The sequence below is a fragment of the Rhizobium sp. BK491 genome (assembly GCF_014194925.1).
GTDB lineage: Bacteria > Pseudomonadota > Alphaproteobacteria > Rhizobiales > Rhizobiaceae > Rhizobium.
In genome coordinates this window covers 20,985-47,318 of record NZ_JACIAR010000015.1, presented here as the reverse complement: position 1 = coordinate 47,318, position 26,334 = coordinate 20,985, and the positions used below count along the sequence as shown (strand labels likewise).

Sequence of the window (26,334 nt, the reverse complement as noted above, 5' to 3'; positions counted from 1 at the left end):
CAAAAGCCCTTGCAACATCCGACTTCCCGCGAACGGATATTCGAGATGCAGCTCGTCGATCCGGCGCATCAGGGCAAGATCGCTATCGGATACCGCGCGCGGCGAATAGTAGACGCTGCCACGGCTGAAGCCGAGGAGCCTGGCCTGCCTTACGACCGACAGCTTGTGCTCGCGGTCGATCATTTCTTTCCGCCCAGCAATCTCGCCTTGCCGAGCGCACCGGACAAAAAATCGTTCTCCAGTGTCAGTTCGCCGATCTCAGCGCAAACGCAGTTTGTCGCCGGGCATGAAGCGTTTTAACATCGACGGTCGGAGCCGCCGGTTCCGCCTTCGCTTCATCACCGAAGACGCCTGTCGCACCCTCAAGGAGCTGGTCTTTCCACTGCTTGATCTGATTGGCATGCACGTCGAACTGCTGGGATAATTCCACCAGTGTCTGCTCACCTCGGATCGCAGCAAGCGCCACTTTTGCCTTGAAAGCCGGGCTGTGGTTCCGGCGCGGTCGTCTCGTCATCGTATCTCCTGTTCCCGGCATCTAAGCCGAACTCAGGCAGAAATTCCACTTATCCTAGCTGTCCAGATTTCCCGAGCCACCTCTAAGTGACCACTTTCTCCGGCGGCGGGGCGATCGCGCTGCCGACAAGCTTTGTGATCGGTAAGGATGCCGCAAAGGCTATGAGCCTCGGCCTCAGACCGACAGAGACCATGGCAAACCAGCAACGCTTTATGTCGCACGTGATTTGTCAGCGTCCTCGGCTACAGCGGTTGGTGTCCCTAAATAGCTCCAGCTTTTCTGCGAGCTCAATCTCGGACACCGGCTTGCCCATAATTGCAAGCACCACTTGCGAATACGCCGCTGCGAGCGCCTCCTGACCTGTGACGAAGATGCTTGGAATCCCCTGTTCGGAAAGCCAGATCGCCACATCAGGACCAGTGCGTCCATCAGCAAGATCGATATCCACCAGCACTCCATCGATGCCACGGAGGTCCTGTCTTTTAACAAGGTCGGCGAAGCTTATGGCAGACCCTGCAAAGATATGCCCCAAATCCTCAATCATGGCCTCGATTTGGAAGATGATCAGTGGATTGTCTTCAACACAGAATATGCGCAACGGAGGCGCCGAAGATGCCATGGCTAACAAGCCTCCTAGAGCTGAAGGTCCTTGGGTGACACGCGCGCAAGCGGACCGATCTGAGTACAGCTTAGCCCCTGTGGATGGAACAGGATGGTGGGCGGCCTGCCAAAGAGGTTGTATAACGCCGAGCGGATGTAGCGTGTTCCATATCCGCTCCTTTTTGGTTCCGACACGGGCGGACCTCCTCTCTCCAGCCATTCAAGATCCAGGTTCCCATCTTGTGAGACCGACCACGTCAGACTGATCCGACCCTCTGGTTTTAAGAGGGCGCCATATTTAAGCGCGTTTGTCGCAAGCTCATGGAAGCACAAGGCCAGCGTCGTTGCGGCTTCGGCACTCAGAAAGATTTCCGGCCCCTTGAAACTAATGCGATCCGCGCCTTTCGCCCGATATGGGCTGAAGGTTAATTCGACAATATGGGAGAACTGGGCTGCATCGCCGTTCGCCTGGAACACTGCGGAATGTACATTGGCAAGAGCGGCAAGCCGACCGGCGAAATCATCGGCGAACTCATCCAGCGAAACTGCACGCCGACGGGTCATCTGGAAGATTGAAGAAATGCTGGAGAGAATGTTCTTCACGCGATGATTGAGCTCACGCCGAAGTTCGCTCTCGCGCTCAATGTGGTCCCGCACATCGCGCTGGCGCAGGCGCGCAAGCAGGCTCGATTGAACGCCACTCAGCAATTCGAGCATTGTCACTGGACGTTGGTAATAGAGTTGCCGTGAGCGGGGCCAAACGGCTGACAGCTTAGCCCGGACGCGGGTCGGAGGAACCATCCGATCCAATAGGATGAGAATAGGCATCTCCGACCATTCTGGCTGCTCGACGAGGTGGCGACCAATCGCCTCCTGCACCTCCGGATCAAGTGCCTCCTGGGTGGTAACAAGGACGCCAGGTGTTTGCGCTAACAAGGCCATCAACTGTTCCAAGCCCTCCGCCCGCCGCACAGCTACACCATTCTGAGCCAGGAGCGTCTCCAAATGTTCGGCGTCGCGCCGATAGGGCGCGATGACCAAAACCCAGTCGAGATGGCTGTCATTCACGACCACGAGCGATCAGGCCTCCGGGATCGGGTTATATGAGACCACCGTGACGCCGGAGCTTTGAATGAACAATTCCCGGACGTCGAGATCGTGCGGACCGTGCCGTTTCTTCACGACAGTAATGCTACGCCGCAGCCTACCCTCATGCTCGGTAATTCGTAGCAGCAGCACCGTGTCGCCCAGAAAACTTACATCGACATCAATACCAATCCCTTGGCCAAGCAGACCGTGCTGCGCGACGATAAGCATGGTAAGCACACCTGCGCGCGCGAGAAATTTCAGGAGCGATTGGATGTCGAGGACCGCCTTCTCACGATGCGGCAATGAATTCAGATATCCGGTGAAGCTATCGATGACGACGACCTTCACCCTTTCACTGCTCACCGCCTGCTGCACGATCTGGCCGAACTCACCCGGCGAGATCTCATTGGGGTTGAAATCCCGGATGATCAGCTGACCATCCTTGTGAAATTGGCGCAGATCCATGCCCAATCCTTCCGAGCGCCGGAAGAAAGTCTCTATTCGTTCCTCGAACAGAAACAGGCCTACACTCTCACCTCGTTTGAGAGCTGCGGTCGCATAGAGCGAGGCCATAGTCGATTTACCGGTGCCCGCCTGACCTATGACGAGGGTGGTGGTTCCCGATTCCTGCCCGCCACCGAACATTTCATCGAGCGTATCCACGCCGGACTTGATTAACTGCGGCTCGACCGTTCTCGCCACGGCGCCAGGTATGATCCGCGGGAACACGACCACGCCCTCGCCTTCGCGGATCGCCATGTCGTGATAGCCGTCGGCGACAGGCACACCGCGCATCTTACTGACCTCGACGCGGCGGCGGACCGCACCATATTCCTCAAGCGATTTGTCGAGACGAATGACGCCGTGAGCAATGCCATCGACTTCTTCGCCTGTTCGATCGGTCTCTGGTGTTTGGGTGTCAAGCAGCAGAGCCACGATGTCGCGTTTGGCAAGAAACGCCTTGAAAGCGATCAGCTCGCGACGAAAGCGGGGTGAATCACCAGTGATCAACCGTATTTCCAGCAGTGAGTCATAGACCAATCGGCTGGGTTTGTGCTCCTCAATCGCTGTTTCGATCATCTTCCGTGTCTCATCCAGACGGAGTTCAGCCGTCTGAAAAATCGACTGGTCGCTCGCTCCCTGGATCGAATCTGAAGCCGCGAGCTCTTCCACCCGGATGCCTTCAAGCGTCCAGCCGTGGGACAGGGCGATCGCTTCCAGCTCTGCCCTGGTCTGAGACAGACTGACATAAATGCAGCGCTCTCCGTTCGCCGCACCGGCACGGAGGAATTGTAACGCTGCGGTCGTCTTGCCCGACCCCGGCGCACCCTGAACGATATAGAGATTTGATGCGGGCAGACCTCCGCGAAGTATTTCGTCCAATCCGGGGATCCCGGAACTCACTACAGTCAGCTTCTTGCTCTCGACCACGTTCACCTCTCGCGTACGCGTAAATTGATGACGTACAACGCCCGATCACGATATCGAGTTCCTGAGTGGTGCAATAACCATGCGGGCAGACCGACTGCGTTCCGACGCTTGGTCACACGCAAATTGCTATTTCGAAGAGAAGGCAGACCCTCTGGCTTTCTTACTTCGGTGCGTGGAAGAGGCCATTTTTTCGCGAGCATGGAGGGTGGCTATAATCTGGCTGAGGCGGGAACGAAGAAACGAAAACGATGCGGAGCCGAACCTTGCACGTCACGCAAGTGAGAAATTCGCGCAAAGGCGTCCGCTGCCACGGACGCCCTCTTGCCTTCGAACTGCTGTGCTTTTCAGAGCCGGTTCATGCGATATCGCTGACGCTCGGCTTCGATCTGCTCAGGCGTATAGGGTTCGGCCGTCTCGTCGAAGCGTGTCCAGCCCTCTTCCGCATAGAGTGCCCGGCGGGATGCTATGTCGACGGGCCGTGACCGGTCGAGGATCGCCTGGGCCTGCGGCAGCTTTGCCTCATCAACCCTTGCGGTCACAACCGAACCTCCACGCCGGATGCCTTCGGCGTAGACATGCGCCTCGTCTTCCGGGACGCCTTCGCTGATCATCGCTCCGACGATACCTCCGACGGCACCGCCAGCAACAGCTCCGGCCACCGCTCCAGCGGCAGTGGCCGCGAGCCAGCCCGCTGCGACAACGGGGCCGACGCCGGGGATGGCCATCATGCCAAGGCCGGCCAAAAGACCGCCGGCGCCGCCGGCGACAGCCCCGACGCCGGCACCTGTTCCTGCCCCCTCGGCTGCGTAAGTACCCTGTCCTTCGACCTCGACGCCATTTGCCTTGTTGGTAACGATGCTGATGTCGTCGGACAGGATGCCTGCATCCTCGAGAGATTTCACCGCAGCCTTGGCGTCGTCATAACTGTCATAGAGTCCGGTAATGGTGCGCATAGCGCGTCTCCTTGTTCTCAATTCGTTACTTGGCCATCGTGACGTTGCCCTGGAAGTCCAACGACACGCCTGTGTCCTTGCCGTCCTTCTTGGCAGTCGCTCGCCAAACGCCCTGATCATCCAGTTTGAGAGCCGTGACGTCGGTGTAGCCCGCGGCTTCGATGCGGGATTTGGCCTGGTCTTCTGTGAAGCTGTTCTTGCCAGCAACCGGCGCTCCTGGGTTCTGACCCGTATTGACTGCCGGAGTTGTCTGGGACGTCGATGGCGTCTGGCTCTGGGCCAAGGCTGCCGTCGCAGAAAGAAGAAGTGTGGCGGCGAAGATGGATCTCTTCATGGGAAGTTTCCTCCTGTTACACTAGTCGAACAAGAGAAAGCTCAATTTGTTCCGCACGTTATGATGACCGGCCTCGCCCAGGACGAAAGGTGGCGACGAATTCCAAGGGTAGTCTGGTCGGTTCCACCACGCGCGAACGATTAAGCAACGTGGCCATAGAGCAAGTAGATCAATAAAGCGCTCGCAAATTGTCTCCACAGTCAGAGGTGCCGCTGCTGTAGCTCTCAAGCCGCACTAATCTTTGCGCGTGCACAATATTTCGTTCTCAAAGGAACGTTCAGCTCATCGATCGAGTTGTTTTCATCGGAATCAGGAGGGTCATCAAAGACGGAGACAGAACGTTCTTTCGAACGGCGCCGGCCGACAAGAGGCGTGCCTTATTGTTTGGCGGATTTCCAAAAGAAATGCGGACTCGATGACGCGACGGCCGAGGATCTGTTTGTTCGGTTCGGGCCTTCTTCAATCGAGCTCGATTTGCTCATGGCGGCAAAGAGCAAAATACTTTCCTGCGACGACCTGACGCAAGAGATGCCCTTACGACCGGGCTGCTCGAGAGCGACCAAAACCATTTTCAGGAGAAGGGAGAAACTTCAACGGCCGGCAACGAAGAAAAGAATGACGAGAAGCGCCGCGAGGCGTGCCTACAGGATCTGGGAGGAGGAAGGCAGGCTCTCAAGCGCCATCCCGACTATTGGCAACGAGCGGGGATTAGCATGAAGAGACCGAGCTAGAGGCCGATACGCCCGTCAGCTCGAAAAGCGACCCGTCAGGACGCGATGATAAATAGTGCCGATCGTCTAATCGTACTGTTCGCCATGACCGATCTGATGGCGAGCAAGATCGCTGGTAACCGGATCTTCGGCAGGATCAGGATCGGCGGCATTCGCTATCACGAGAAGCCTTGCTGCCTCTCGGATCGCGGCAACAATTTCATGCGTGCCCCAGCCGGCTTCATTAGCCGCTGCGATTAGGCTGTCCAGTTCGTTGCAGACGACAGTCTGCGCCTCCTTGGCGCGGTCCCCCTCCATGTGGGTTGTCGGTGACGGAAATACATGCTCTCCCGCGTCGTGACCCGCCACGGGTTTCAATTCTTCACGGTCCGCAGTATCTGCCTCGCCATCATGGTGGGAAACGACAACATCGAGATCATCTGAAAGCTTGGTCGCTTGGCTGGCGTTCATGATGCCCATCGGCACTTCCTCGCCGTTGTCTGTCATCACGTTCACCTCAACGATTTTCTTTTTCTCGGTCATGGCGGTCTCCTTCAAAGGGAAACCTCCCGAGCTCGCTTCGGTTCCATCGGGGCGCACAACGCGGTGAATGTCTATCTTCCAGCTGGGCTTCAAAGCGATCGAACGGAAGTTCGATCTCCCATAAGGCGGCCCGGATACGCTCCAGGTCAGCCCTCCGAGGACGCTACCCGCGCTCACGACGACTGCTGTCAACCGATTCTGTGGGCGTCCTCCTGCGGCAGTCCGCCGGCATCACCGCTGGGTTCGAAGGGCCTATGTCTGAGTAGCTCCGCTGCTTTGGCTTCATATTCATCGGCCATGCGGTTCAGGCTATCCGCCGCGAAATCATTCGCCACCCCATTGGCCAGTCGCCGGCAGCGCCGCGCCTGGACCTGGAAATCGTTGGCGCGTACTTCGTCTGTGACGTCTTCCAGCAGGTTGACCGCCCCTGCAAACCTGCCATCTCTGTCAAAAATCGGGGTCGGATAAGGTCGAAAGTTCACACGCGTTCCGTCCGGCCTTTCCGCCACTGCCGTCACGCCGCGGATCGGCCTCTGGGTGTTGATCGCCACCGCCATTGGGCATTCGTCATGAGGCAGGAAGTCGCCGGCATTGGTGTAAAGGCGCCAGGTAACGCACCAGCGGTCCTTTGCGACCTCGGGCCGACGACCGGTGAAGTCGATGCACGCCCGGTTGAAGTAGGTGATCACTCCGTCGGCGTCGGTGACGTAGATGGCAGCGGCGAGCTCGTCGAGCGCTTCGGGGAGCGCCTGATCTCCAGCCATCGCGGCGCTCATCGCCTGCTCCAGCATGGTCTCTAGCGCATCTGACATGGGCTTACCCGCTTTGACCACCTTTAGCGCGAAATAACCCGACCAATTTTAAAGCGGATCATCGAGTACGTCTCGAATTCTCGCCGCCAGATCGGCGGAGCTGAAGGGCTTGGTGATCAGCTTCACGCCTTTGTCCAGTCGGCCTTGGTGGATGATCGCGTTGCGGGCGTAGCCCGTCGTGAACAAGACCTTCAGGCCAGGCTTCAATTTGCGCGCCTGCTCGGCCACCTGGGCGCCGGTCATGCCGCCGGGCAGCACGACGTCGGTAAATAAGAGGTCCACGTGTCCCTGCCGTTCCAAAAGGCGAAGGGCGGACGGCCCGTCATGGGCTTCGACCACGCGATAGCCCTGCTCGCGCAGGATTTCGACGGAATAGGTTCTAACATCGTCGTCGTCTTCAAGGACGAGGATGGTCTCCTCTCCATCGCCATCCAGGATCGCGGGATCGTTCTCGCTCTCGGCGTCCGCGGTGCCGATGGCCACGAGTCGCGGAAGGTAGATCTTCACGGTCGTCCCCTGTTCAACCTCGGAATAGATTTTCACATGACCGGCCGACTGCTTGACGAAGCCGTAGACCTGACTGAGGCCGAGGCCTGTGCCCTTGCCTACCGGCTTGGTGGTGAAAAACGGCTCGAACGCTCGGCCCAGAGTCTCTTCGTCCATCCCTGTGCCAGTATCCGAAATGGAGATGCATACATACTGGCCAGCGGCCACCTCGGCATAGTTGGCTGCGTACGCCTCGTCGATGTGAGTATTGGCAGTCTCGATGGTGAGGCGCCCGCCCTCCGGCATGGCGTCCCGGGCGTTCACCGCCAGATTGAGGATCGTTGCCTCGAGTTCGTTGGCGTCCGCTTCAACCTGCCACAGACCGGCACCCAGTACAGTCTCGACCGACACCGTCTCACCAAGCGTCCGGTGCACCATTTCGGAGAGACCAGTCATCAATCCGTTCACGTTCAGTGGTTTCGGATCGAGGGGCTGGCGCCGCGAGAATGCCAGCAGGCGTTGGGTGAGGGCCGCAGCGCGTCGCGCGCCGGTGAGCGCTTGACTTGCCGCCCGCTTCAGCCGCGGCGTATCGTCCGCAACATGGCGCAGGATAGTGTCCAGATTGCCGATAATCACCTGCAGCAGGTTGTTGAAGTCATGGGCTATACCGCCGGTGAGCTGGCCGATTGCCTCCATTTTTTGCGATTGCCGCAGCACTTCTTCGTTCAATTTGAGCTGAGCCGTCCGTTCCGCGATCTGCTGTTCCAGAGTGGCGTTTAAATCCCGCAAAGCTTCTTCGGCGCGACGGCGCTCAGCGATTTCGCGCTGCGCCGCCTGGGAAAGCCTGACGTTGTCGATCGCCACCGCGGCTTCCGCGGCCAGACCCGCCAGCCCCCTTTCGGACCGCTCATCGAACATCCCCGTCGTGGCATGGCCGAAAAACAGCCCACCCAAAACTTCCCCGTTTCTTGAAACGACAGGAACGGCCAGATAACTACGCACGGGAAGGTGGCCCTCGGGCATCCCTTTGCGAGGCGCGTTCTTGCCGTAGCGCGGGTCTTTGGTGATGTCGTCGGAGCGAACAATGCCCTCCCCGCGGAAGGTCGGGCCGAACACCTCCGTGTTGCGCGGCATCGGGAATTTCGAGAACGCTTCGATTGGCGCTCCGGACAAGGTATAGAGCGTATAGCTCTCACCCTGCTCGTTGAGCACGTTGTAAAAGAATGCTCCGAACTCGGCACCGGACAGATCGACCCCGGCATCGGTAACGACCTGTACCAGCTTGTGTAGGTCGGTTTCCGCCGCCAGGGCCGAGCCTGCTCGATTGAGGATCTCGAGCGCGCGGCGTTCCTCGGCGGCTTCTTCCTCCGCTACCTTGGCTCGAGTGCGATCGCGCAGGATCTTCACAAAGCCTGTGATCTCTCCGCCCGCATTGCGAATCGGGGTCATTTCGCCGACCGCCCACAGCCGGTCGCCGCCCTTCCTCATCCGCCACCCCTCTGCGCCGCCACCGCGGCCGTGGGTACGGGCTTCCTCGAATTCGCGTCCGATTTGGCTCGCATCTTCGAACAGGCGATCGAGCGTCTGGCCGAGCATTTCCTCCTCGGTCCAGCCGAGCAGTCGATGGGCGCCCTCGTTCCAGCTCGTCACCAAACCTGCCTGATTGGTGGTGATGATCGCCGTGTCGGTCGCGCTTTGGACGATCTGGCGCCAGTCGGATGCGCTGATCGCGTTAGGTCTGAACTCTGAGTTAGAGTCGCTCATGCCCGCTCCTTGGAACGCTCGGGCTCCGGCCAAACGGTGACGTCTGACGGAATAACGCCGTTAAGGCCTGCTGCATAAATCCCCTCCAATGGCAATGTGAAAATAAGCGGCTTCGTTCCAACGCTGCCGCTACCTGGCTACCGAGTTCCAGCGGCGGCTAGCCGTCCTAAGCCTCTGAAATCATCTGTTGGACCGAGGTCCCACTCGCAGCTTAATAGGAAACAAGCGCACCTCCCGCGCGGACACACGCTCTCTCAAAAGACGAGATCCAGGCGATCAACAGCTGTCTAATGATGCAGGATTCTGTTCCTTCTCCCCGGGTTTTCTATTTAGAATGTTTCTCCGGCACATCGACGATCGAGGAAAGCATGACGCTACTTATCACGCGTTCCACGTCGTCGATGACATAGGGCTTGGCCAAGGTCGGGACGTTCTTAAAAGCGGGGTCTAGTTCGTTTCCGCCATAGCCCGTTGAAAAGACGAAGGGCATGCCGCGCTCGCGTAATATCTCGGCAATCGGATAGCTCGGCTCCCCGTTAAGGTTGACGTCGAGAATTGCCAAATCGAATTCCCCGGTTCGAGCGATCTCGCATCCTTCGGGCAGTCGCGTCGCCATGACAGGCACCTCATGGCCCAGATCGACGAGGATGTCTTCCATCCACGTTGCCAGGAGTGCTTCATCCTCGACCACAAAGATGCGCAGCTTGTTGGCAGTTGCCTTCATGTCTAGCCGTTCCATCGTGGGTAGAAATGCAATCCAGCTAGGCACGCAGGGGACGTCAGCCCCTGAAAGAGGGAGGGAAAGCTACTTTTCGGCACTCGAAATTTAAACCGCATGCGGCATATATTCCTATCAAGGCTCGCAAGAGGCTGCGACGCACCCCTCAAAACGCTTCTCAGATCGTTTGGTTCCATGGGCGAATTGCAGCATTGCCGCGCACCAAACGGCAGTGAGGCCAGTGCAGGGATATAAATTGCGTCGGCCAGGATTGTCGGAATCCATACCAGCACCGCAGCGTACAAGAAACAAAATGACAGATACCAGCACATCGCTATGACAACGCCTTAGGATCAAATAAAGGATCCTGCGCAGCCGCTTGGTGACAACCAGCGGAACGGCCCGATCTTCGTCGGTTATCTACGCATCGACCGGATGGCGACCGCGCGGCAGGATTGCGAAGGCAACTTTATTCGGTGGTGTTCGGAGACGGTAACTGGGAGCTTATCCGAACATGCGACTGACGCCCCAAGAGTGAAGGCGAGAAACGATGAAACCACCAACTGCCTGTGCCATGGAAATTGCCTTTCGATGTCATGGTCAGGATATGTGCCAGCAAACCCTCGCCTGGCCGCGGTGGTTCCGCTCGCAAACAAGGACTGGCCAAAACGCAAGGCCGGTGACACCGGCTGCGCCCACCCTGTGGACAATCCCCGGAACTTTGCCGCGAAACCGCAGTTTTCCTTGCTTCACATCAGCTAAGGAGATGTTCCATGCCGCAGGGTGACAAATCTACCTATACCGACAAGCAGAAGCGCAAGGCTGAGCACATCGAGGAAGGTTACGAAGACCGTGGCGTTTCCGAGAAGGAAGCCGAGCGCCGCGCCTGGGCCACCGTCAACAGGGAAAGCGGTGGCGGCAAGAAATCCGGCTCCGGCCGCGGCCATGCCGAAAACCATGCCTCCTCCGAAAAGGGCGGGCGCAAGGGCGGTGCCGCGGTGGCATCGCGAACCAAAGAAGAGCGTTCCGCTTCGGCCAAAAAGGCCGCTGCCACTCGCAAGCGCAATGAGCATCACGTCCATCATTGATCTGAGTACGGCGTCATCACAGATGGCGCCGCTTCGTAAAGGAGGTCTGCTATGCCGAAGAAGAAGTCGAAGAAATGGTCGCAAGACGTGACCGATAATAGCGATGCAATGGATCTGGAGGGCGGCGTTTTCAAACAAGGCAGCGCCAAGAAGATCGCGGATTCGCTCAAGCGTTCGGCGGAAGAGAGCCCGCGGCGGAAAGCCAGCCCCTTCCAGTCTGCGATGTCGATGCTCACCTTTTACATCAATCGCGCCGGCAAGCAGTTGTCCAAGTCTCGTCTGGCGACACTCAATCGCGCCAAGGACGAATTGCGCAAGGACTTCGGCAAGCAACCGAAGCGCTGACGCGCCATTTATCGGGTGCGGGTGGACATTTACGTGCCGCTGATACAGCCGCCGAATGACAATCCACGCGACGACGATCTCGAAAGCCAGCAGACTTTGGAACCTTCGTTTTTGTCGGTCATTGAGGAAGCCGTCGCTGCCGGCTGGCTTCGTCGCCTGGTGCTGCAATTGCTCGGCGATCTCACCGATAACCTTTGAACCGATGAAGAGCCGCCCGGACCGCAGCCGGAACTCCCGGCCGTCGACAGTTTCGACCCTTAGACGTGTTTCCTTGTCGTCATCCGCGAGGCGTTCAGGTGTTCGCCGATGCTCTTGAGCTCGCTGATAATGCGTCACCGCTCGCTGTCGCGATCATCTCGGTCGCGGATGCGCAGCAGGTAGGAGGGATGGAATGGTTTTGGTTTCCGCGCCGTGCTTCTTGAACTCTTCGGCAATGAGTTCGAGCAATTTGCCGGTGAAGGATGCCTCTGAGACATCCGAAGACTTTAGGGTGCCGTTCAAGACATGGTTGCTCCTGTCGTGAGTGAGGGTCATTCCATCGACCCAATGTTCGTGCGCATTGGTGCCTCGGGTTTGCGAGGCGAAACCGATCATCAGGCGAGTTGTTCCCTGTGTGTCGGTTGCCAGGGAACAATCACTTTGCAGTACTGTTTCCGTTTGAAGAACAAAGGATCCCGTCCTCAAAGGAGTTTCATCATGCAAGCTGTGCGTATTCATCGCTTCGGCGGGCCCGAGGTCATGGCGCTGGAGGACATTGACCGTCCGATCCCATCTGCCAACGAAGTCCTCATCAAAGTCTTTGCCGCGAGCGTCAATCCGGTCGATGCGAAGATGCGTGAGGGGAAGTATCCTGTGGTCACCGAGAAGAACCTTCCCTACGTGCTCGGCCGCGATGTCAGCGGACAAATCGCTGCGGCCGGCGACAACGTCTCAACCTACCTCATCGGCGATGACGTCTTTGCGCTTCTTTCGCCTGAACACGGTGGGTGTGAGGAATTCGTGCTGGCCCGGGTCGACGAGGTCGCAACCAAGCCAAAATCACTGGACCAGGTCGGCGCGGCGGCCGTTCCGCTCGCCGGGATCACCGCTTGGCAGGGTCTCTTCGACCACGGCGGTCTTCGCGAGGGCCAGCGTGTTCTGATCCACGGCGGCGCTGGTGGTGTTGGCCATTTTGCCGTTCAGTTCGCCAAGGCAAAGAGCGCCTGGGTCGCAACCACCACAGCCGACAAGGAGTTCGTCAGCGACCTCGGCGCCGATCAGGTGATCGATTACAAGGCCGAAAAATTCGAGGACCTGGTTGAGCCTGTGGACCTGGTGTTCGACCTAATCGGCGGTGAGACCCAGGAGCGAAGCTTCAGCGTCGTCAAACCGGAAGGAGCCCTCATTTCGACCCTCCAGGAACCTGACAAGAGGCGCGCTGCTGAGCGAAATATTCGCGTCGGCAGGTACACCGCGCAGCCGAACGGCGCTCAATTGCAGGAAATCGCGGACTTGATCGATGAGGGCAAGGTGAAAGTCGTCGTCGCAAGCATCTTTGAGCTCTGTGAGGTTGCCGAGGCTCAGGCAGCTCTCAAGGACAAGCATCTCCGCGGGAAGGTCGTTCTCAAAATTGTCGGTTGATACCTGCACTCGGACCGGGACGCGCCGGGTGATTTCGAGCGGTCCGCTGGGGATTGGATTTTCCGTGGAACACTCAGGTCGAAAACCCGTTTTTATTCGGAAACCAATCCAGGAGATTTCTATGAAACAGCTCGCTATCTTGTCAGTGGCCGTTGTGCTCGCGGGTCCGGCCTTCGCACAGTCTGCGGCCGAAAAGACCGGCGTCAACTCCCTGATCGGCGTTGCGCCGAAAACCGAGGACTTCGTCCAGGAGGCTGCGACAAGCGACATGTTCGAGATCGCGTCGAGCAAACTTGCCCTCGAGCGCGGTGACGAGGCAACAAAAGCCTTTGCCCAGCAGATGCTTACCGATCACCAGAAGACCACAGATGAACTCAAGGGGTTGGTTGCAAGCGGCAAGGTGAAAGCACCGCTTCCGGCATCCATGTCATCCAGTCAACAAAGCATGCTCGACAAGCTGAACGGCCTTCAGGGCGCCGACTTCAACAAGCAATACCACTCTGATCAGGAATCCGTGCATGAAGATGCGGTCGATCTGTTCAAGCGGTATGGCGATGAAGGCGACAATGCCGATTTGAAAGCGTGGGCCGCCAGTACGCGTCCGGCTCTGGAACACCATCTGATGATGGCAAAGGACCTTAACAAGTAGTGTTGTGAAAAGTCAGGAGGCAAGTCATGGTCGACGAAGAGGAAAAAAGACTGCGCGCCTACCAGATCTGGGAAAGCGAGGGGCGGCCGGAAGGACGGGATCTTGCGCACTGGTATCAGGCGGCAGACGGCGAGGCCAGCGCTACCGGCGAAGGCGCTCACTACATGCCTTACTCTGCTGGCGCGGCCTCTGCCGGGTCACTGGTGATCAAGTTTTATCATTCCGGCGATCAAATTCGCGGATATGTCCGCAAAATCGCCGAAGCCGGCGAAGACGATTCGATATTTCCTGGTGAGGAGATGGAGCCGGAGGCTGCTTTCAAACTGGCCCAATCCCACAATGGAGAAAGCGGCAAACCAATCTTCGTGGAGCTCACTGAAGGCGTCGAATGGGATCCGTCATGGGGGGCACTCGGAAATAATGATCTCGAGACGGTTCCAGCCGAAACGGATGCTTCTCGCTCTGCGGATAATCCCGCCGCCGCCCGGCGTCGCACGCGTCTGGCTCGAGAGGCTGAAAAGGGACTGCGCCGCGCAGTGGGCGAGACGCAGGCTGAAGAGGATATGAGAAACCGCCGGTCCGACCGCCCAGGAGCCTACTCATGACAAAAAATGGCAGATCGTCCAAAGCGCAGATTGAACAGGACGCCAGAGGGCAGTCCGAAAGCAACCATGCAGGTGGCACCAACAACGGTGTCAGCAGCGCCAAGCCGCGCGTGATCACCCATTCCGACGACGCGACGGTTAACAAGAAAGCGCCGGGCAAGGGCAAAGACACCAAGGACTGGGACATCAATTACGACGAGCGCGACATGAACGAGGGCGAGTTTCGAGGATAGTGATGAGAGGCAAAGCTGCGCCCTTCCGGCGCATGCAGGAACATGGTGCGACATCGAAGGTTTTACTGTTATCGAGGAGCCTCAACCGAGAGGACTCGCCTCGTCGTATAGCTTGAGGCATCCATGACGTCGAAAACACGATTTGCGAAAATCCAACCCTATTCCGGACCAGCGGGCGGATGGGGTTCCGCAAAATCCGTTGCTGGGATTACTCTTAAAGAGCACATCGCTCTGCGCGGACCGGAGCTGCTCTCAACGACGTCACAACCCTTTTCGACCCAGCTCAGCGGCGGCGGTGGGTTATCAGGAAATCAAGGTGAACCGTATCGATTGGATTGCGCTGTCAGTTCGCTTGAGACGACACGGCCCCAGTGGTCGGCGGAACCGGCTCGCCGGGATGAAGTGCAAAGGTGAAATAGACAGCGATGAGGCAGGCAAGAACGAAAATCGTCACGACGAAAATCATCATGCGACGGCGTGCATCTGAGTGGTGGTCCATGTGATCTCCTCGCGAGCTACTAATGCGTACTTGTCTGCTCGGCATCTATCGTCAACAAGGACAGAACCATACCCGGCGGAAAATGTTCCGAAGAGGCTTTTTCAAGGGCGCGCATATCTCCATCGTTTGCCACGATCGCGCGTGATGATCCGCCGGCGAATGTTGCGTGTTTTTCTCGCCCGACACGGCTCGGACGCAACTAGACGAGCGCGCGGGTCCAGTAATCGACGCCGAGAAAGCCAAGCAGGATCAGCAGCCAGAGACCGGCGGCAAGCGCGGCAATGCGGTTAAGCGGCGTCTCCTCGTTCAGATGCATATAGCGCCAATAGATCATCGCGGATTTGATCGCCGCGATCGAAAGGCTGACGACGAGGCCCACCGGCCCGCTCAGCATGAAGCTTGCCGCGATAGTTGCACTTAGCAAAACCAGCAAGATTGCCCAGATAACGACGAGAGGATTTGCGAGGCGCGGCATCTAAGGTTCACCTCGCAAGATAGAATACAGGATAGAGGAACACCCAGATCACATCGACCAGGTGCCAATAGAGGCCAACGGTGACGAGAACGATCGCCCGCTCCGGTAGTTTGATCGAGCCGAGCGTCAAGCGAAACGATAGCGCGATCAAAAGCACGATGCCGATGGACAGATGCACCGCATGCAGGCTGGTGGCGATGAGATAGAGGTTCATGAAAAGATGCTGAACGTCGCCCACATAGCGGGAATGCACGCCCTCTATCGGAAGCAGCCCTTCTGTAAACTCCATCCAATACTCGTAGGCTTTTATCACAAGGAACACCAAGCCGAGGGCAGCGGCTCCCCCGAGCCAACCGGACGCTATTTTGGCGCGGCCCTCCTTGGCGCTCTCCACGCCCAGGGCGACAAAAAGGCTTGAGGTCAGCAAGATCGCCGTGTTTATTCCGCCGATACCGGAATGTAATGCATGGGAGGCGCGGACAATCTCAGGCGCATGCGCCAGACGCACGGCGGCGGCAACGCAGAACAAGCCTCCGAAGAGCATGATTTCACTACCGAGAAAGACGTACATCCCCATCATCGCGGCACGATGCTGCTGGAGGGGATCCGTGAATGGCTCGGCGACGGAGGGCCTTGCGTCAGACATGCTCGTCCCTCATCTCGATCTCATAGTCGTAAGGCGGGCGATCGACGACTGGCAGCGTTTCGAAATTATGCTTCGGCGGCGGCGATGGCGTCGTCCATTCCAGTCCGGTCGCATCCCATGGGTCGTTGGGTGCCGGCTTGCCGTACCGCATCGAATAGATCAGATAAATCAATGGCATGAGGTAGGCGATCCCAAGAACGGCTGCGCCGCCAGTTGAAACGACGTTCAGCACCTGAAATTCCGGCGGATAGACATGATAGCGCCTCGGCATGCCAAGATAGCCGAGCAGAAATTGCGGAAAGAATGTTAGGTTGAATCCAATGAAGAAGAAGATCGCCGTGACCCGCCCCCAGGCCAGCGAATACATGCGTCCGACGATCTTCGGCCACCAGTAATGCAGCGCGCCGAAGAAGGCCGATATCGTTCCGCCGACCATGATGTAATGGAAATGCGCAATCACGAAATAGGTGTCGTGCACGTGGACGTCGATTGCAAGCATCGCCAGCATCAGCCCGGTCAATCCACCGAAGACGAAAAGGCCGATGAAGGTCATGGCGAAGAGAAACGGCGGATCGAGCGAGATGTGACCTTTGAACAGCGTTGCCGTCCAGTTATAAACTTTCACGCCGGAGGGGATCGCCACCGCGATGCTGAGAAAGGAAAATGCGGCACTTGCATAAAGCGATTGCCCCGAAACGAACATGTGGTGGCCCCAAACGAAGAAACCGAGGGCCGCGATCGCGATCGAGGAGCCGGCCACGAACTGATAGCCGAAGATCGGCTTGTGGGCGCCGGCTGCGACAAGTTCGCTGACCACCCCGAGGGCGGGCAGGACCATGATGTAGACGGCCGGATGGCTATAGAACCAGAAAAGATGCTGGAATAGCAGCGGATCGCCGCCGATCGCAGGGGTGAATATGCCGAGCCCGAATAGTCGTTCCAGCCAGATGAGGACGAGCGTGATCGAGAGCACCGGCGTTGCCAGAACCAGGATGAGCGACGTCGCGTAGATGGACCAGACGAAAAGCGGCAGTCTGCCCCAGGTCATGCCGGGACAACGCAGGGTGTGGACCGTGACGATGAAGTTCAACCCGGTGAGGATCGAGGAAAAGCCGACGATGAGCACCGCGGTTGCGGCCAGGATCACGTTGCCATTGGCATACATTGTCGAAAGCGGCGTATAGAACGTCCATCCCGTATCGACGCCGCCCGCGATCAGGATGAATAGCGTAAACAGCCCGGCGAGCATGTAGATATACCAGCTCAGCAGGTTCAGCTTGGGAAAGGCGAGATCCTTGGCGCCGATCATCAACGGGATCAGGAAATTCCCGAATGTGTTCGGGATGGATGGAATGAGAAAGAACCAGACCATGACGACGCCATGGATCGTGAAGGCGCGATTATAGCCTTCATTGGTCAGAAGGTCTCCCGCCGGCGTTAGCAGATCGAGTCGGATCAGCGCGGCCGCGGCCGCACCGATGAAGAAGAAAAACGTGATGGAGAGTGTATAGAGAACACCGATGCGCTTGTGGTCCGTCGTCAGCAGCCAGGACTTGAGACTATGCCCGGCGCGCAGGTAGCTGATACGCTGCGCCGTGGTTTCCGTTGAGCCGCCTCCGCCGACATTGGCCTCTTCAAGCTTGGGATCAGCGACATCGGTCATTGTGTGACACCCGCCTGCCCTAGTGATTTGACATAGGCGACGAGCTTCATGACATCCTCCTCGCTCAGAACGTTCTGAAACGTCGGCATGATCGGCTGATAGCCGGCAACGACTTGCGATTGCGGCAGCAAGATGCTGTCGCGAATATATTGATCATCGGCGATGACGGTCTCTCCTGATTGAAGCGGCACGGGATTGCCGTAGACGCCTACCAGAGAAGGTGCGCGGACGAAGGCTCCCGGGTCGTGGCAGCCGCTGCAGCCGCGGCTGCGAAAGAGTGCCGCACCTTCGGCGGCAAGGCTTACGTCATTCGAGGACAGAGACAGCCATTTGGCATAGTCGGCTGGGTTCATGACGACGAAGCTGCCCGTCATCTCGGAATGATTGCTACCGCAATATTGCGAGCAGGCGATACGATAGGTGCCTGGCTTGTCGGCCACGAACCAGCTCGACGTATATCGTCCCGGCACAACGTCCTGCTTGATGCGCAGGGCCGGGATGAAGAGGCTGTGAATGACGTCCTGCGAGGCCATGGTAAGCTTGACGGGTTGGCCGGCGGGGACGTGTAGCTCATTGATCTCGGCCTGACCTTCCGGATGCTGGAATTTCCACATCCATTGCTTGGCGACGACATCGACCTGCATGGCATCTGTAGGCGGATGATAGAGCGTGGCGAAGAGGTCGGTCGACCAGACATAGAAGCCGAGCAAGGCAACAAACGGGATGATGGTCCAGGAAAGCTCCAGGAGAATGTTGCGGTTCGGCGCATGCCTGCGATCGGCCTCCTTGCCCCGCCGATATTTGACGATGAAGACGAGGAGCAGGACGAACACCGGCGCCGATAGCGCCACGATCAGCACGGTGAAGGCAATGACGAGCAAATCGATCTGATGACTATAAGCGGACGCGCCGGAGGGCCAGAGCGGAATGAAATTCACGGCAGCCTCCTTCCGGCATCTTTCGAACGGCACTCGCGAAGGAGCAAGATGACAAGCACACCGATGCCGAGGATCGCGACGAGGCCGCATGCGACACGAAGCGCAATCAGAATAAGGGACGAATATCGCCCGGTAAGCGGATCATAATGATAGCACAGCAACAAAAGCTGGTCCTGCCAGCTACCGATGCGCCCCTCACCGGCCTCGGTGAGCGCAAGTTTCAGGTCTCCGCTCGTCGGCGCAAGTCCGTAGAGCCACCGGCTTAACCGCCCGTCCGGTGTTAAGACGGCGACAGCGGCATCGTGGGCATATTGGCCAATGTCGGGATCCCAGGCATAACGATAGCCGAGAGCATCGGTGACGCTGTGAATGGCGGCCACCTCGCCCGTCAGCGCATGCACGCCGTCGTTTGTGAGTGAGGGAAAACGGCGCTTCAGCTGTTTGAGCGAAGCCGAAGCTTCTTTGGGACCCTCGCGTGCATCTATGCCAAAGGCGACAATTGTAAAATCGGTAGCCGGCCGAAATGACTGTCCCTCTACCGCCTCCATCAGGCCCGACAAGGTGACACCACAGATATTGGGACAATTATGCAGGACGGGCGCCAGCACGATCGGCTTGCCATCCCCAAGCTGGCGAAGGGAGACGACGCGACCGGCCTCATCATGGAAAGGCAGATCGAGGGGGATGAAGGCATCCGGCTTCTGATCGATTCCGGTCACCGAGAATGGATCGAAGGCGGCCGCGCGCGCCTCGCAGGCGCAGACAAGCAAGGCAAGAGCCAGCGTGAATGCGGCCGTCCTCATCGCGCTTCCTCCCGTTCATCGTGATCCGGCCAGCCGCGCGCCGCCAGAATGACCATGGCCCTGTCGATCGGAATATGCGCCGCCCCGACTTGGCGATCGATCCAGCCGTAACCCTGAAGACGCTGTTCCGCCTGCCGCTGAAGCAGCTCGCGATTGGCGGATGGTGACACTTCGAGGCGTGGGCCCAGCTCCGCCTGCTTAGATCCGAACTTCGTCCGCGGCGGCGCGGCGTTCGGCGCAATCCACCACAAAATGCCAAAGACAAGGAGAACCGAAAGACCCATGCCGAGGAAGAGACCAAGCGTCACCCAGAGCACCAGCCGGGGAGAGACATCCTTCGGTTCGAATAGTCGCGACGCTTTCTGCCGCCGCGGCTTCCTGGAAAGCGAGGCAGCCATCACGAAGCCTCCGCCGTCGTGGTCGTCGCCAGCCGGCGCGCGACCTTGCTCGCGCGGGAAAGAATGGCAAGCGTGATCTGCGCGATACCGGCAAGCGACAAACCATAGGCTATGATAGCGTAGCCCAGATGCGCTGTCAGCCTCGGCAGGACGAGCCAGGCGTATTCCAGCAACCGCCCGGCGAGGATGATCGATACCAGACCCACCAACCACCGTCTGGACCGGCGGATCGGTGGAAAGAACAGAAGGAAAAGTGGCGTCAGATGCAGGAAGGTAATCGAGACCTCGACCAACGACCAAATGCCCGTACCACGGCGCTGAAACCAGAGTGCGCCCTGAATCAGATTGCCCGACCAGATGATGAAATATTGCATGAACGCCAAATAGGCCCAACAGAGGATGGCGGTGATCAACAGCGAACCGACGACGCTCGGCTTGGCGACACCACGCTCGCCCAGGCTCATGAGCACCAGCAAGGCAAGCGCGGTCAGCATCTGGCCGGCGAGTACATAGAGCGCGAAACCGGAGGAATGAAAGTGGGGATCGAGCGACATTAGCCAATCGGTCGCAAGGATTTCCTGCAGGAGGATGAAACCGATGAGTCCGCCGATCGCAATCGATCGAGATTGGCTGCGCAACAGTGCCTGCGCAAGCAGGTAAGCGGCGGCGAGAATAAAGAGGGTTCTGAGGTCAAAGAATAACGGCGTCAGGTAGATCGCCTTGAACGGTTCCATTGGAGGCTGCCGAACCCATTCATAGACGGATGACAGGCCGAACAGGATCGGCAGCCAGGCGATCAGCACGAGCGGCAGCAGCGACAGCGACGATCTCGCCGCATGATCGAGATCGTGCCGCCAGATTCCGGGAATTATACGCATCATCATGACCAGACAAAGCGCACCCAGCGGGAGCGCGCTTACGAAGACCAGCGCGGAAAGCCAACCGAGCAAGGCAGGCGCGGGCGCGACCAGCGCCAGGGAAAGGGCCGCGAGGCAGAAGATCACGCCGCTCAGCGCCAGCAAGCGGGTCGGCAGGGCTTCGACCCGGCTCATGATCCCGTCCTCTTCAGCTGCGCCTGATCCTCCGGCGGCAGGCTCGCGACACTGGCACCCTGACTTAGCTGGAGCGCCCGGATATAGGCCGCGATCGCCCATCGATCCCGGGGAGAAACGCGGTCCGCATAGGAATACATCACGCCGTGGCCCTTGGAGATCACCTCGACGAAATAACGGGATGGTGCCTGTCGCAGTCGGTCGATGTGAAAACTCGGCGGATGGGGAAAGCCTCGCGCCGGCACCGTGCCATTGCCGTACCCGGCGTTGTCATGACAAGGCGTGCAATAGATGCCGAATTCCTGCTGTCCGCGCTGGAGAAGCTCGATATTCATCGCTGGACGATCGGCGAGCGCCTGCGCATTCTGGAGATCGTCCCGCCCTATCGTTCCATCGGGCGGCGCCTGCAGCGCCTTGCCATCGGCAAAGAGCGAGCTCATTTCATAGGAATCATAGCGCGGCTGGTGATTCATGTCGTCGCAGCCGGCGAGCAGAAGCATCGGCGCAAGAATGAGAAGGCCGCACCTCATTCCGGTTGCTCCGTATGCTCGACGGCTTCCACACTGATTGGCTCGAGCATGCCGAGAAAGGCGCGTGTGCGCTTCGCATGGAAGCGCTGGTCGTTACTCAGAATGATGAGAAAGAACTTGTCGGACTGCCCGAGCTGAAACGCCTCGATGTCGAATAGCGGGTGATGCAGTCGCGGCAAGCGGTTCAGAAGCAGCATGCCGAAAATTGCGGAAAGTACGGCAAAAAGAACCGTGAGTTCGAAGGTGATGAGCATGAAGGACTGCCAGGCAAAGAGCGGCCGACCGCCAATTTCGATCGGATAGGCGTAGTTGGTGTAGAGTTGCAGCCCGTAGCCGAGCGCCGCGCCGAAGAGACCGCCGGCCAAAGTCAGCCACGGAATGATGTTCTCCTCGAAGCCGAGCGCCTCCGTCAGCTCTTCGACCGGATACGGAGAATATGCCTCCATGGCGGTAAAGCCGGCCCTGCGCGCGCGTTTCACCGCCTCGATCAGTCGCTCTGGCCTGTCGAATTCGGCCAGCAGCCCAAACAGATCTCCTCCGGGACGCGGTTCACGCATGCCTCAAATCTCCCGTCTCGCGTAGAGCCTCCTCCACTTCAAACGTGGAGATCACGGGCAGGAAGCGCACGAAGAGAAGGAACGGTGTCAGGAAGACGCCGAGCATTCCGGCATAAAGGCCCCATTCCCAAACGCTCGGATGATATTGGCCCCAGGAGGAAACCAGATAGTCGCGATATAGCGATGTCGTCAGCAACATGTAACGCTCGAACCACATGCCGATCGTGACGGACAGGCCGATCAGGAAGAGCATGGCCGGCTGCCGTCTGACGTTTTCGAACCATAACAGCTGCAGCGGTAGGAAATTCAAAATGACGGCGCCCCAATAGCTGAAGGCATAGGCGCCGGCCAGCCGGTCCATCAGCGTTCCCACGTCCTGCAATTCACCGCCGTAAAGGCTGTCGAACACTTCCGCGACGTAACCGTAGGCCGTCATCAGGCCGGTTGCGAGCAGGAAGCGTCCGAGCAGGTCGAGATGGCGGTCGGTGACCAGCATGCCAAGACCGAGGGCGTGGCGCAGCACGACGGCGATCATGGCGACGACGGCGAAACCGGAAAAGGCCGCCCCAAGCACGAAATAGGGCGGGAAGACCGTGGAGGTCCAGCCCGGTATCGGACCGGCGGCGAAGAGCAGCGAAATTTCCGAATGAACCGAGACCACCAGCGGAACGGCGATCGCCGCAGTCAGCCTGTAGGCCTGGTTCCATCGTGCCCAGTGCCGGGCGGATCCCCGCCAGCCGAGCGCCGCGAGCCCGTAAATCACCTGCTGCCAGCGTCGCCTGGCGCGGTCGCGTACCGCCGCAAGATCCGGGATAATGCCGATATACCAAAACAGTATGGAAACAGTGAGATAGGTCAGGACGGCGAAGAAATCCCAGCTCAGCGGGCTCTTGAACTGCGGCGAAATCGTCATCGTATTGGGATAGGGCGCGATCCAGTAGAAGAACCATGGCCGCCCAAGATGCAGGATGGGATATAGCCCGGCGCAAATGACGGCAAACAGCGTCATCGCTTCGGCGAAGCGGTTGAGCGAATTGCGCCAGTGGGCACCCAATAGAAGCAACATTGCCGAGATCAACGTCCCGGCGTGCCCGATGCCCAGGAACCAGATGTAGTTGGCGATCGCCAGACCCCAATTGACGGGAATATTGTTGCCCCAGACGCCGACTCCGGAAATGAGAAGCACCTTCGCCGAAACCACAAAGGATAAAAGCAGCAGCAGGGAAAATGCGAAGCATATCCACCATGCGACGGGTGCCGGATATTTCAACGGGATCCGCGTGATCCGCTCCGCGGCCGCAGCGTCCTGATCGCGAATTTTCCCGCTCATCCTGCCGCCTCCGCCTTTCCGAGGGACGGATCTTCGATCCGAGCAAGATAGGTCGTTCGTGGCCGGGTGTTTGCTTCCTCGAGTAGACTATAGTCACGGAAGCCAGCCTTCAGACGACTGACGCCGGAATTGGGATCCGCGACATTGCCGAAGGAAATCGCCTGCGTCGGGCAGGCTTGCTGGCAGGCGGTAACGATCTCGCCATCGCGGATCGGCCGACCCTCCTTGTCTGCCACGATCCGTGCCTCGGCGATACGCTGGACGCAATAGGTACATTTTTCCATGACGCCGCGGCTGCGCACCGTCACATCCGGATTGCGCATGGCTTTGACCGACTCCGCATCGTCGCTGGTGAAATCGAACCAGTTGAAACGGCGTACTTTGTAGGGACAGTAGGACGAACATGTGCGAGTGCCGATGCAGCGATTATACACTTGGAGGTTCAGGCCATCGATGCTATGGACTGCTGCGTTGACGGGGCAGCCCATTTCGCAGGGCGCCTGCTCGCAATGCATGCAGGGAACCGGCTGGAAATAGGACTTCGGCGCCGTGGCATCACCCTCATGGTAGTGATCGATGCGCAGCCAATGCATTTGCCGTCCTTCAGCGACAAGCTCCTTGCCGACCACCGGAATGTTGTTTTCAGCCTGGCAGGCGGTCACGCAGGCATTGCAGCCGATGCAAAGATCGAGATCAATCGACATGCCCCAGGACGGATCCGACATCGGCCTATCGGGATAGAGCGATGGCGGCTTTTGCTTGTGATCCGGCCGGGACTGTGGATCGAGCTGGCCGATCTCCACCGTCCGGATGAAATCGAAGCCGTGGATTGCCTGGTGCAGCTGCGTCGTTGCCACCTGCAACATTTTGCCCGTCGCCTCGATCGCGACGCCGGCAATGTGCCAAGGGTTCGTCGATCGTCGCAGGCCATAGGCGTCATAGCCGAGACCGGCGGCTATGGAGTCCTTCAGCTTGCGTCCATAGCCGAGCGTAATGGCGATCGTATGGGCTTCCTGCCCCGGCATGATCCAGACCGGCCCCTGAATGGAAGCCTTTCCCGCCGTCAAACTGACTTCGGCGCCGTTTTCCAGCTGCCGTTCTGATGCAAGCTGCGGACTGATGAGGATTACATTGCCCCATGTGATCTTGGTCAGAGGCCGCGGCGTCTCCTGCGACCAGGGATTTTCCGAGAGCGTACCATCCCAGATACCGTCATCCGGGCGGATGACCAGGGAGAGCCCGGAATCGGCATCCGGCGCAGCCTGTGGAGCCGAGCGGTCCAGAACGGCCGGGTTGAGCAACGGTGCAGCACTCCCGGCAACGAAGCCGCGATTGAGCGCGTCGCGCCAACGCTCGTCAAATTCTCCGACCCAGACCGCGTGCCAAGTCTGCTGTACCAGATCCCTGTCACTCGATGTGCGTCCCATGAGCGTTTCGAGTACGACGTGCGCCGAACGCACCGCATAGAAGGGCCGGACCAACGGCTGGATCAATGTCGCGCTGCCGTCGGCGGCACGCGCGTCGCTCCAGCTTTCAAGATCATGCTGAAGCGGCACATGCCAATGCGAAAGGGAGGCTGTTTCATCGACGTAGAGACCGGCATGAATGCGGACCGTCACGTTCCGCAGGGCGTCTCGAAATGCGAGGTCGCCCGGCGCAAAATAGGCGGGATCGGTGCCGACGACCGCCAGTGTCGACACGTTGCCGGCGTTCATGTCGGCGGTCAGCATGTCGAGCGATCGCGGGCCGTCCGGCGCCTGGACATTGATGGGTTCGGAGAAATGAAGCGTGTTTCCGAAGCTTCCCAAACTCTCATTGATCAGCAAAGCAAGCGCCTGAAGATCGCCGCCATGATGGGCGCCGATCAACAGCAAGGCATTGGCCTTGGATGCCTGAAGAGCGGCTGAGGCAGCGACCACCCATTGCCGTTCGTGATCAGCGAGACTGATGTCCCCCACGCCCTTGAGACCCATCTGGACGCCAATGGCGCGTAGCAGATGATCCATCGACGAATGCGAGGCAACGAGGCGCACATCGGCAACCGCACCCGTGGCCGACGGTGTCGCTTCGGCTACGAACAGGCGACTCGATCCGCGCTTTTGTTGGCGCAACCGCCGGCGGTCGGCGAAGCCACGGGCATGTGGCGTCTGCCGAGGACCGGGGCCGAGGAAATTGTCATCGAGACTCACGATGGTCTCGGCAGCGGCGAAAGCCGGCTGAAACTCCAGCGGGCGGCCGAAAATGCGCCGCGTAGCGTTCAGTCTGCCCGTCTCGAGCAATGGATCGCAAACGTGCCACCGCGCTTTCGGCCACCGCTGCATCATCATTTCGATCTGCCGACGCATTGTCGGCGAGCTGAAGGGGGCGGTCAGCAGTCGGAATCCTTGCCCTTCAACCTTATCCAATTCACTCGCCTGTGCGGTCATCTCGGCATCGAATGCGTTCCAATCTGCAGGCTTGCCCAGACGAAGGGGCATTTGCGAGCGGCCGGGATCATAGAGGCCTAGCAGCGCGGCTTGCGTAAAAGCGTCGGTGGCGCCGCCGGATACGGGATGATCGGGATTGCCTTCAAGCTTGACTGGTCTGCCGGTGAAGGTTTTGCCGAGGATGGGCTGCGCGTAGCCGCCAAAAGTCACGGCGGTCGCAAACCATTTGGCAACGCCGACGGTCACGCCGTCAGGCGCCTGAACGTAAGGCAGCGCCTCCTCGTCCTCTTCACCCTTGCAGGCCGAAAGCCCCGCAAGCGCGAGCGATGCCGCCATGATCTTCAAGAGGGAGCGGCGATCGACGGCGATGGGATTGCCGTGCAACATGGGGAACTCTCGCCTCGAGAAGCGATGAAACTCCTTTGTATCGGCCAGCTCCTCCAGTGCCCGCCAGAACCGCCTTCCCGTCTTGCCGGCGAGATGCCTGCGGATCGTGTCTTTCTCAGCTGCGCGCTCGCTCATC

27 protein-coding genes and 2 pseudogenes are annotated in these 26,334 nt (G+C 58.9%); 7 read left to right on the top strand and 22 right to left on the bottom strand.

What is annotated here, in order from left to right:
- The 10 genes and pseudogenes from FHX05_RS28555 to FHX05_RS28510 all read right to left on the bottom strand — a co-directional run.
- Positions 1-514, bottom strand: a pseudogene (locus FHX05_RS28555) (IS3 family transposase); the annotation flags it as partial.
- 229 nt (positions 515-743) lie between these two features.
- A complete protein-coding gene (locus tag FHX05_RS28550; protein WP_183876125.1) occupies positions 744-1,133 on the bottom strand; it encodes a response regulator in 390 nt (129 codons plus the stop codon).
- A 14-nt stretch (positions 1,134-1,147) separates the two neighbouring features.
- Entirely contained in the window at positions 1,148-2,188 is a 1,041-nt protein-coding gene (locus FHX05_RS28545) for a sensor histidine kinase (RefSeq protein ID WP_183876122.1), read from the bottom strand.
- Positions 2,189-2,194: 6 nt separating this feature from the next.
- Complete coding sequence (locus FHX05_RS28540) at positions 2,195-3,634, bottom strand: ATPase domain-containing protein (RefSeq protein ID WP_183876120.1); 1,440 nt, start codon at positions 3,632-3,634, stop codon at positions 2,195-2,197.
- A gap of 344 nt (positions 3,635-3,978) precedes the next feature.
- Positions 3,979-4,587: a general stress protein gene (locus FHX05_RS28535; RefSeq protein ID WP_183876117.1), complete on the bottom strand. Its 609-nt coding sequence runs from the start codon at positions 4,585-4,587 to the stop codon at positions 3,979-3,981.
- Between the two features lie 25 nt (positions 4,588-4,612).
- Entirely contained in the window at positions 4,613-4,921 is a 309-nt protein-coding gene (locus tag FHX05_RS28530) for a PepSY domain-containing protein (protein ID WP_112339583.1), read from the bottom strand.
- A 797-nt stretch (positions 4,922-5,718) separates the two neighbouring features.
- Positions 5,719-5,907: pseudogene (locus tag FHX05_RS30620) on the bottom strand (hypothetical protein); the annotation flags it as partial.
- A gap of 455 nt (positions 5,908-6,362) precedes the next feature.
- Positions 6,363-6,986 carry a PAS domain S-box protein gene (locus FHX05_RS28520; RefSeq protein WP_183876115.1) on the bottom strand — a complete coding sequence of 208 codons (624 nt, stop codon included), beginning with the start codon at positions 6,984-6,986 and terminating at the stop codon, positions 6,363-6,365.
- A 48-nt stretch (positions 6,987-7,034) separates the two neighbouring features.
- Positions 7,035-9,236: an ATP-binding protein gene (locus tag FHX05_RS28515; protein ID WP_183876113.1), complete on the bottom strand. Its 2,202-nt coding sequence runs from the start codon at positions 9,234-9,236 to the stop codon at positions 7,035-7,037.
- Between the two features lie 325 nt (positions 9,237-9,561).
- Positions 9,562-9,960, bottom strand: a complete 399-nt coding sequence (locus FHX05_RS28510; protein ID WP_183876111.1) for a response regulator — start codon at positions 9,958-9,960, stop codon at positions 9,562-9,564.
- A 767-nt stretch (positions 9,961-10,727) separates the two neighbouring features.
- On the opposite strand from FHX05_RS28510, the gene FHX05_RS28505 reads away from it, so the two are divergent.
- From FHX05_RS28505 to FHX05_RS28475, 7 genes are all read left to right on the top strand, one after another.
- Entirely contained in the window at positions 10,728-11,042 is a 315-nt protein-coding gene (locus FHX05_RS28505; RefSeq protein ID WP_183876108.1) for a plasmid stabilization protein, read from the top strand.
- A gap of 51 nt (positions 11,043-11,093) precedes the next feature.
- Entirely contained in the window at positions 11,094-11,387 is a 294-nt protein-coding gene (locus FHX05_RS28500) for a DUF3175 domain-containing protein (protein WP_183876106.1), read from the top strand.
- A 33-nt stretch (positions 11,388-11,420) separates the two neighbouring features.
- Positions 11,421-11,585, top strand: coding sequence for a hypothetical protein (locus FHX05_RS28495; RefSeq protein WP_183876104.1), 165 nt, complete (start codon positions 11,421-11,423; stop codon positions 11,583-11,585).
- 306 nt (positions 11,586-11,891) lie between these two features.
- Entirely contained in the window at positions 11,892-13,007 is a 1,116-nt protein-coding gene (locus tag FHX05_RS28490) for an NADP-dependent oxidoreductase (protein WP_246699141.1), read from the top strand.
- Positions 13,008-13,128: 121 nt separating this feature from the next.
- Positions 13,129-13,656, top strand: coding sequence for a DUF4142 domain-containing protein (locus tag FHX05_RS28485; RefSeq protein ID WP_183876127.1), 528 nt, complete (start codon positions 13,129-13,131; stop codon positions 13,654-13,656).
- A 26-nt stretch (positions 13,657-13,682) separates the two neighbouring features.
- Positions 13,683-14,261 (top strand): DUF2934 domain-containing protein, encoded by a 579-nt coding sequence (locus FHX05_RS28480; RefSeq protein ID WP_183876102.1) that lies wholly within the window; start codon positions 13,683-13,685, stop codon positions 14,259-14,261.
- Positions 14,258-14,494, top strand: a complete 237-nt coding sequence (locus tag FHX05_RS28475; protein ID WP_183876100.1) for a hypothetical protein — start codon at positions 14,258-14,260, stop codon at positions 14,492-14,494. Before FHX05_RS28480 ends, FHX05_RS28475 begins: the two co-directional genes overlap by 4 nt.
- A 343-nt stretch (positions 14,495-14,837) precedes the next feature.
- Here FHX05_RS28475 and FHX05_RS28470 read toward each other — a convergent pair whose 3' ends face one another.
- The 12 genes from FHX05_RS28470 to FHX05_RS28415 form a co-directional block, all read right to left on the bottom strand.
- Entirely contained in the window at positions 14,838-14,993 is a 156-nt protein-coding gene (locus tag FHX05_RS28470) for a hypothetical protein (RefSeq protein ID WP_183876097.1), read from the bottom strand.
- Positions 14,994-15,192: 199 nt separating this feature from the next.
- Positions 15,193-15,468 (bottom strand): cytochrome C oxidase subunit IV family protein, encoded by a 276-nt coding sequence (locus FHX05_RS28465; RefSeq protein ID WP_183876095.1) that lies wholly within the window; start codon positions 15,466-15,468, stop codon positions 15,193-15,195.
- A gap of 7 nt (positions 15,469-15,475) precedes the next feature.
- The gene (locus tag FHX05_RS28460) at positions 15,476-16,114 is read right to left on the bottom strand and encodes a cytochrome c oxidase subunit 3 (RefSeq protein ID WP_183876093.1); all 639 of its coding nucleotides are present in this window, start codon (positions 16,112-16,114) and stop codon (positions 15,476-15,478) included.
- Complete coding sequence (locus FHX05_RS28455; protein WP_183876091.1) at positions 16,107-17,777, bottom strand: cbb3-type cytochrome c oxidase subunit I; 1,671 nt, start codon at positions 17,775-17,777, stop codon at positions 16,107-16,109. Before FHX05_RS28455 ends, FHX05_RS28460 begins: the two co-directional genes overlap by 8 nt.
- Entirely contained in the window at positions 17,774-18,715 is a 942-nt protein-coding gene (coxB, locus tag FHX05_RS28450) for a cytochrome c oxidase subunit II (RefSeq protein ID WP_348648354.1), read from the bottom strand. The genes FHX05_RS28455 and coxB overlap by 4 nt, the downstream gene beginning before the upstream one ends.
- A complete protein-coding gene (locus tag FHX05_RS28445; protein ID WP_183876087.1) occupies positions 18,712-19,518 on the bottom strand; it encodes an SCO family protein in 807 nt (268 codons plus the stop codon). The genes coxB and FHX05_RS28445 overlap by 4 nt, the downstream gene beginning before the upstream one ends.
- The gene (locus FHX05_RS28440) at positions 19,515-19,916 is read right to left on the bottom strand and encodes a hypothetical protein (RefSeq protein WP_183876085.1); all 402 of its coding nucleotides are present in this window, start codon (positions 19,914-19,916) and stop codon (positions 19,515-19,517) included. The genes FHX05_RS28445 and FHX05_RS28440 overlap by 4 nt, the downstream gene beginning before the upstream one ends.
- Entirely contained in the window at positions 19,916-20,968 is a 1,053-nt protein-coding gene (locus tag FHX05_RS28435) for a hypothetical protein (protein ID WP_183876083.1), read from the bottom strand. Before FHX05_RS28435 ends, FHX05_RS28440 begins: the two co-directional genes overlap by 1 nt.
- Positions 20,965-21,498 (bottom strand): cytochrome c, encoded by a 534-nt coding sequence (locus FHX05_RS28430; protein ID WP_183876082.1) that lies wholly within the window; start codon positions 21,496-21,498, stop codon positions 20,965-20,967. Before FHX05_RS28430 ends, FHX05_RS28435 begins: the two co-directional genes overlap by 4 nt.
- Positions 21,495-22,055, bottom strand: coding sequence for a DUF3341 domain-containing protein (locus FHX05_RS28425; RefSeq protein WP_183876080.1), 561 nt, complete (start codon positions 22,053-22,055; stop codon positions 21,495-21,497). Before FHX05_RS28425 ends, FHX05_RS28430 begins: the two co-directional genes overlap by 4 nt.
- The gene (gene nrfD / locus FHX05_RS28420; RefSeq protein ID WP_183876078.1) at positions 22,048-23,385 is read right to left on the bottom strand and encodes an NrfD/PsrC family molybdoenzyme membrane anchor subunit; all 1,338 of its coding nucleotides are present in this window, start codon (positions 23,383-23,385) and stop codon (positions 22,048-22,050) included. Before nrfD ends, FHX05_RS28425 begins: the two co-directional genes overlap by 8 nt.
- Complete coding sequence (locus FHX05_RS28415; protein WP_183876076.1) at positions 23,382-26,333, bottom strand: TAT-variant-translocated molybdopterin oxidoreductase; 2,952 nt, start codon at positions 26,331-26,333, stop codon at positions 23,382-23,384. Before FHX05_RS28415 ends, nrfD begins: the two co-directional genes overlap by 4 nt.
- Between the last annotated feature and the right edge of the window lies 1 nt (position 26,334).

What these genes read in the sequence shown, in the direction of transcription:
- FHX05_RS28550 (WP_183876125.1), bottom strand. Translation starts at nt 1,133, where the DNA reads ATGGCATCTTCGGCGCCTCCGTTGCGCATATTCTGTGTTGAAGACAAT.
- FHX05_RS28535 (WP_183876117.1), bottom strand. Translation starts at nt 4,587, where the DNA reads ATGCGCACCATTACCGGACTCTATGACAGTTATGACGACGCCAAGGCT.
- FHX05_RS28530 (WP_112339583.1), bottom strand. Translation starts at nt 4,921, where the DNA reads ATGAAGAGATCCATCTTCGCCGCCACACTTCTTCTTTCTGCGACGGCA.
- FHX05_RS28520 (WP_183876115.1), bottom strand. Translation starts at nt 6,986, where the DNA reads ATGTCAGATGCGCTAGAGACCATGCTGGAGCAGGCGATGAGCGCCGCG.
- FHX05_RS28515 (WP_183876113.1), bottom strand. Translation starts at nt 9,236, where the DNA reads ATGAGCGACTCTAACTCAGAGTTCAGACCTAACGCGATCAGCGCATCC.
- FHX05_RS28510 (WP_183876111.1), bottom strand. Translation starts at nt 9,960, where the DNA reads ATGAAGGCAACTGCCAACAAGCTGCGCATCTTTGTGGTCGAGGATGAA.
- FHX05_RS28505 (WP_183876108.1), top strand. Translation starts at nt 10,728, where the DNA reads ATGCCGCAGGGTGACAAATCTACCTATACCGACAAGCAGAAGCGCAAG.
- FHX05_RS28500 (WP_183876106.1), top strand. Translation starts at nt 11,094, where the DNA reads ATGCCGAAGAAGAAGTCGAAGAAATGGTCGCAAGACGTGACCGATAAT.
- FHX05_RS28490 (WP_246699141.1), top strand. Translation starts at nt 11,892, where the DNA reads ATGGTTGCTCCTGTCGTGAGTGAGGGTCATTCCATCGACCCAATGTTC.
- FHX05_RS28485 (WP_183876127.1), top strand. Translation starts at nt 13,129, where the DNA reads ATGAAACAGCTCGCTATCTTGTCAGTGGCCGTTGTGCTCGCGGGTCCG.
- FHX05_RS28480 (WP_183876102.1), top strand. Translation starts at nt 13,683, where the DNA reads ATGGTCGACGAAGAGGAAAAAAGACTGCGCGCCTACCAGATCTGGGAA.
- FHX05_RS28475 (WP_183876100.1), top strand. Translation starts at nt 14,258, where the DNA reads ATGACAAAAAATGGCAGATCGTCCAAAGCGCAGATTGAACAGGACGCC.
- FHX05_RS28470 (WP_183876097.1), bottom strand. Translation starts at nt 14,993, where the DNA reads ATGGACCACCACTCAGATGCACGCCGTCGCATGATGATTTTCGTCGTG.
- FHX05_RS28465 (WP_183876095.1), bottom strand. Translation starts at nt 15,468, where the DNA reads ATGCCGCGCCTCGCAAATCCTCTCGTCGTTATCTGGGCAATCTTGCTG.
- FHX05_RS28460 (WP_183876093.1), bottom strand. Translation starts at nt 16,114, where the DNA reads ATGTCTGACGCAAGGCCCTCCGTCGCCGAGCCATTCACGGATCCCCTC.
- FHX05_RS28455 (WP_183876091.1), bottom strand. Translation starts at nt 17,777, where the DNA reads ATGACCGATGTCGCTGATCCCAAGCTTGAAGAGGCCAATGTCGGCGGA.
- FHX05_RS28445 (WP_183876087.1), bottom strand. Translation starts at nt 19,518, where the DNA reads ATGAGGACGGCCGCATTCACGCTGGCTCTTGCCTTGCTTGTCTGCGCC.
- FHX05_RS28440 (WP_183876085.1), bottom strand. Translation starts at nt 19,916, where the DNA reads ATGGCTGCCTCGCTTTCCAGGAAGCCGCGGCGGCAGAAAGCGTCGCGA.
- FHX05_RS28435 (WP_183876083.1), bottom strand. Translation starts at nt 20,968, where the DNA reads ATGAGCCGGGTCGAAGCCCTGCCGACCCGCTTGCTGGCGCTGAGCGGC.
- FHX05_RS28430 (WP_183876082.1), bottom strand. Translation starts at nt 21,498, where the DNA reads ATGAGGTGCGGCCTTCTCATTCTTGCGCCGATGCTTCTGCTCGCCGGC.
- FHX05_RS28425 (WP_183876080.1), bottom strand. Translation starts at nt 22,055, where the DNA reads ATGCGTGAACCGCGTCCCGGAGGAGATCTGTTTGGGCTGCTGGCCGAA.
- nrfD (WP_183876078.1), bottom strand. Translation starts at nt 23,385, where the DNA reads ATGAGCGGGAAAATTCGCGATCAGGACGCTGCGGCCGCGGAGCGGATC.
- FHX05_RS28415 (WP_183876076.1), bottom strand. Translation starts at nt 26,333, where the DNA reads ATGAGCGAGCGCGCAGCTGAGAAAGACACGATCCGCAGGCATCTCGCC.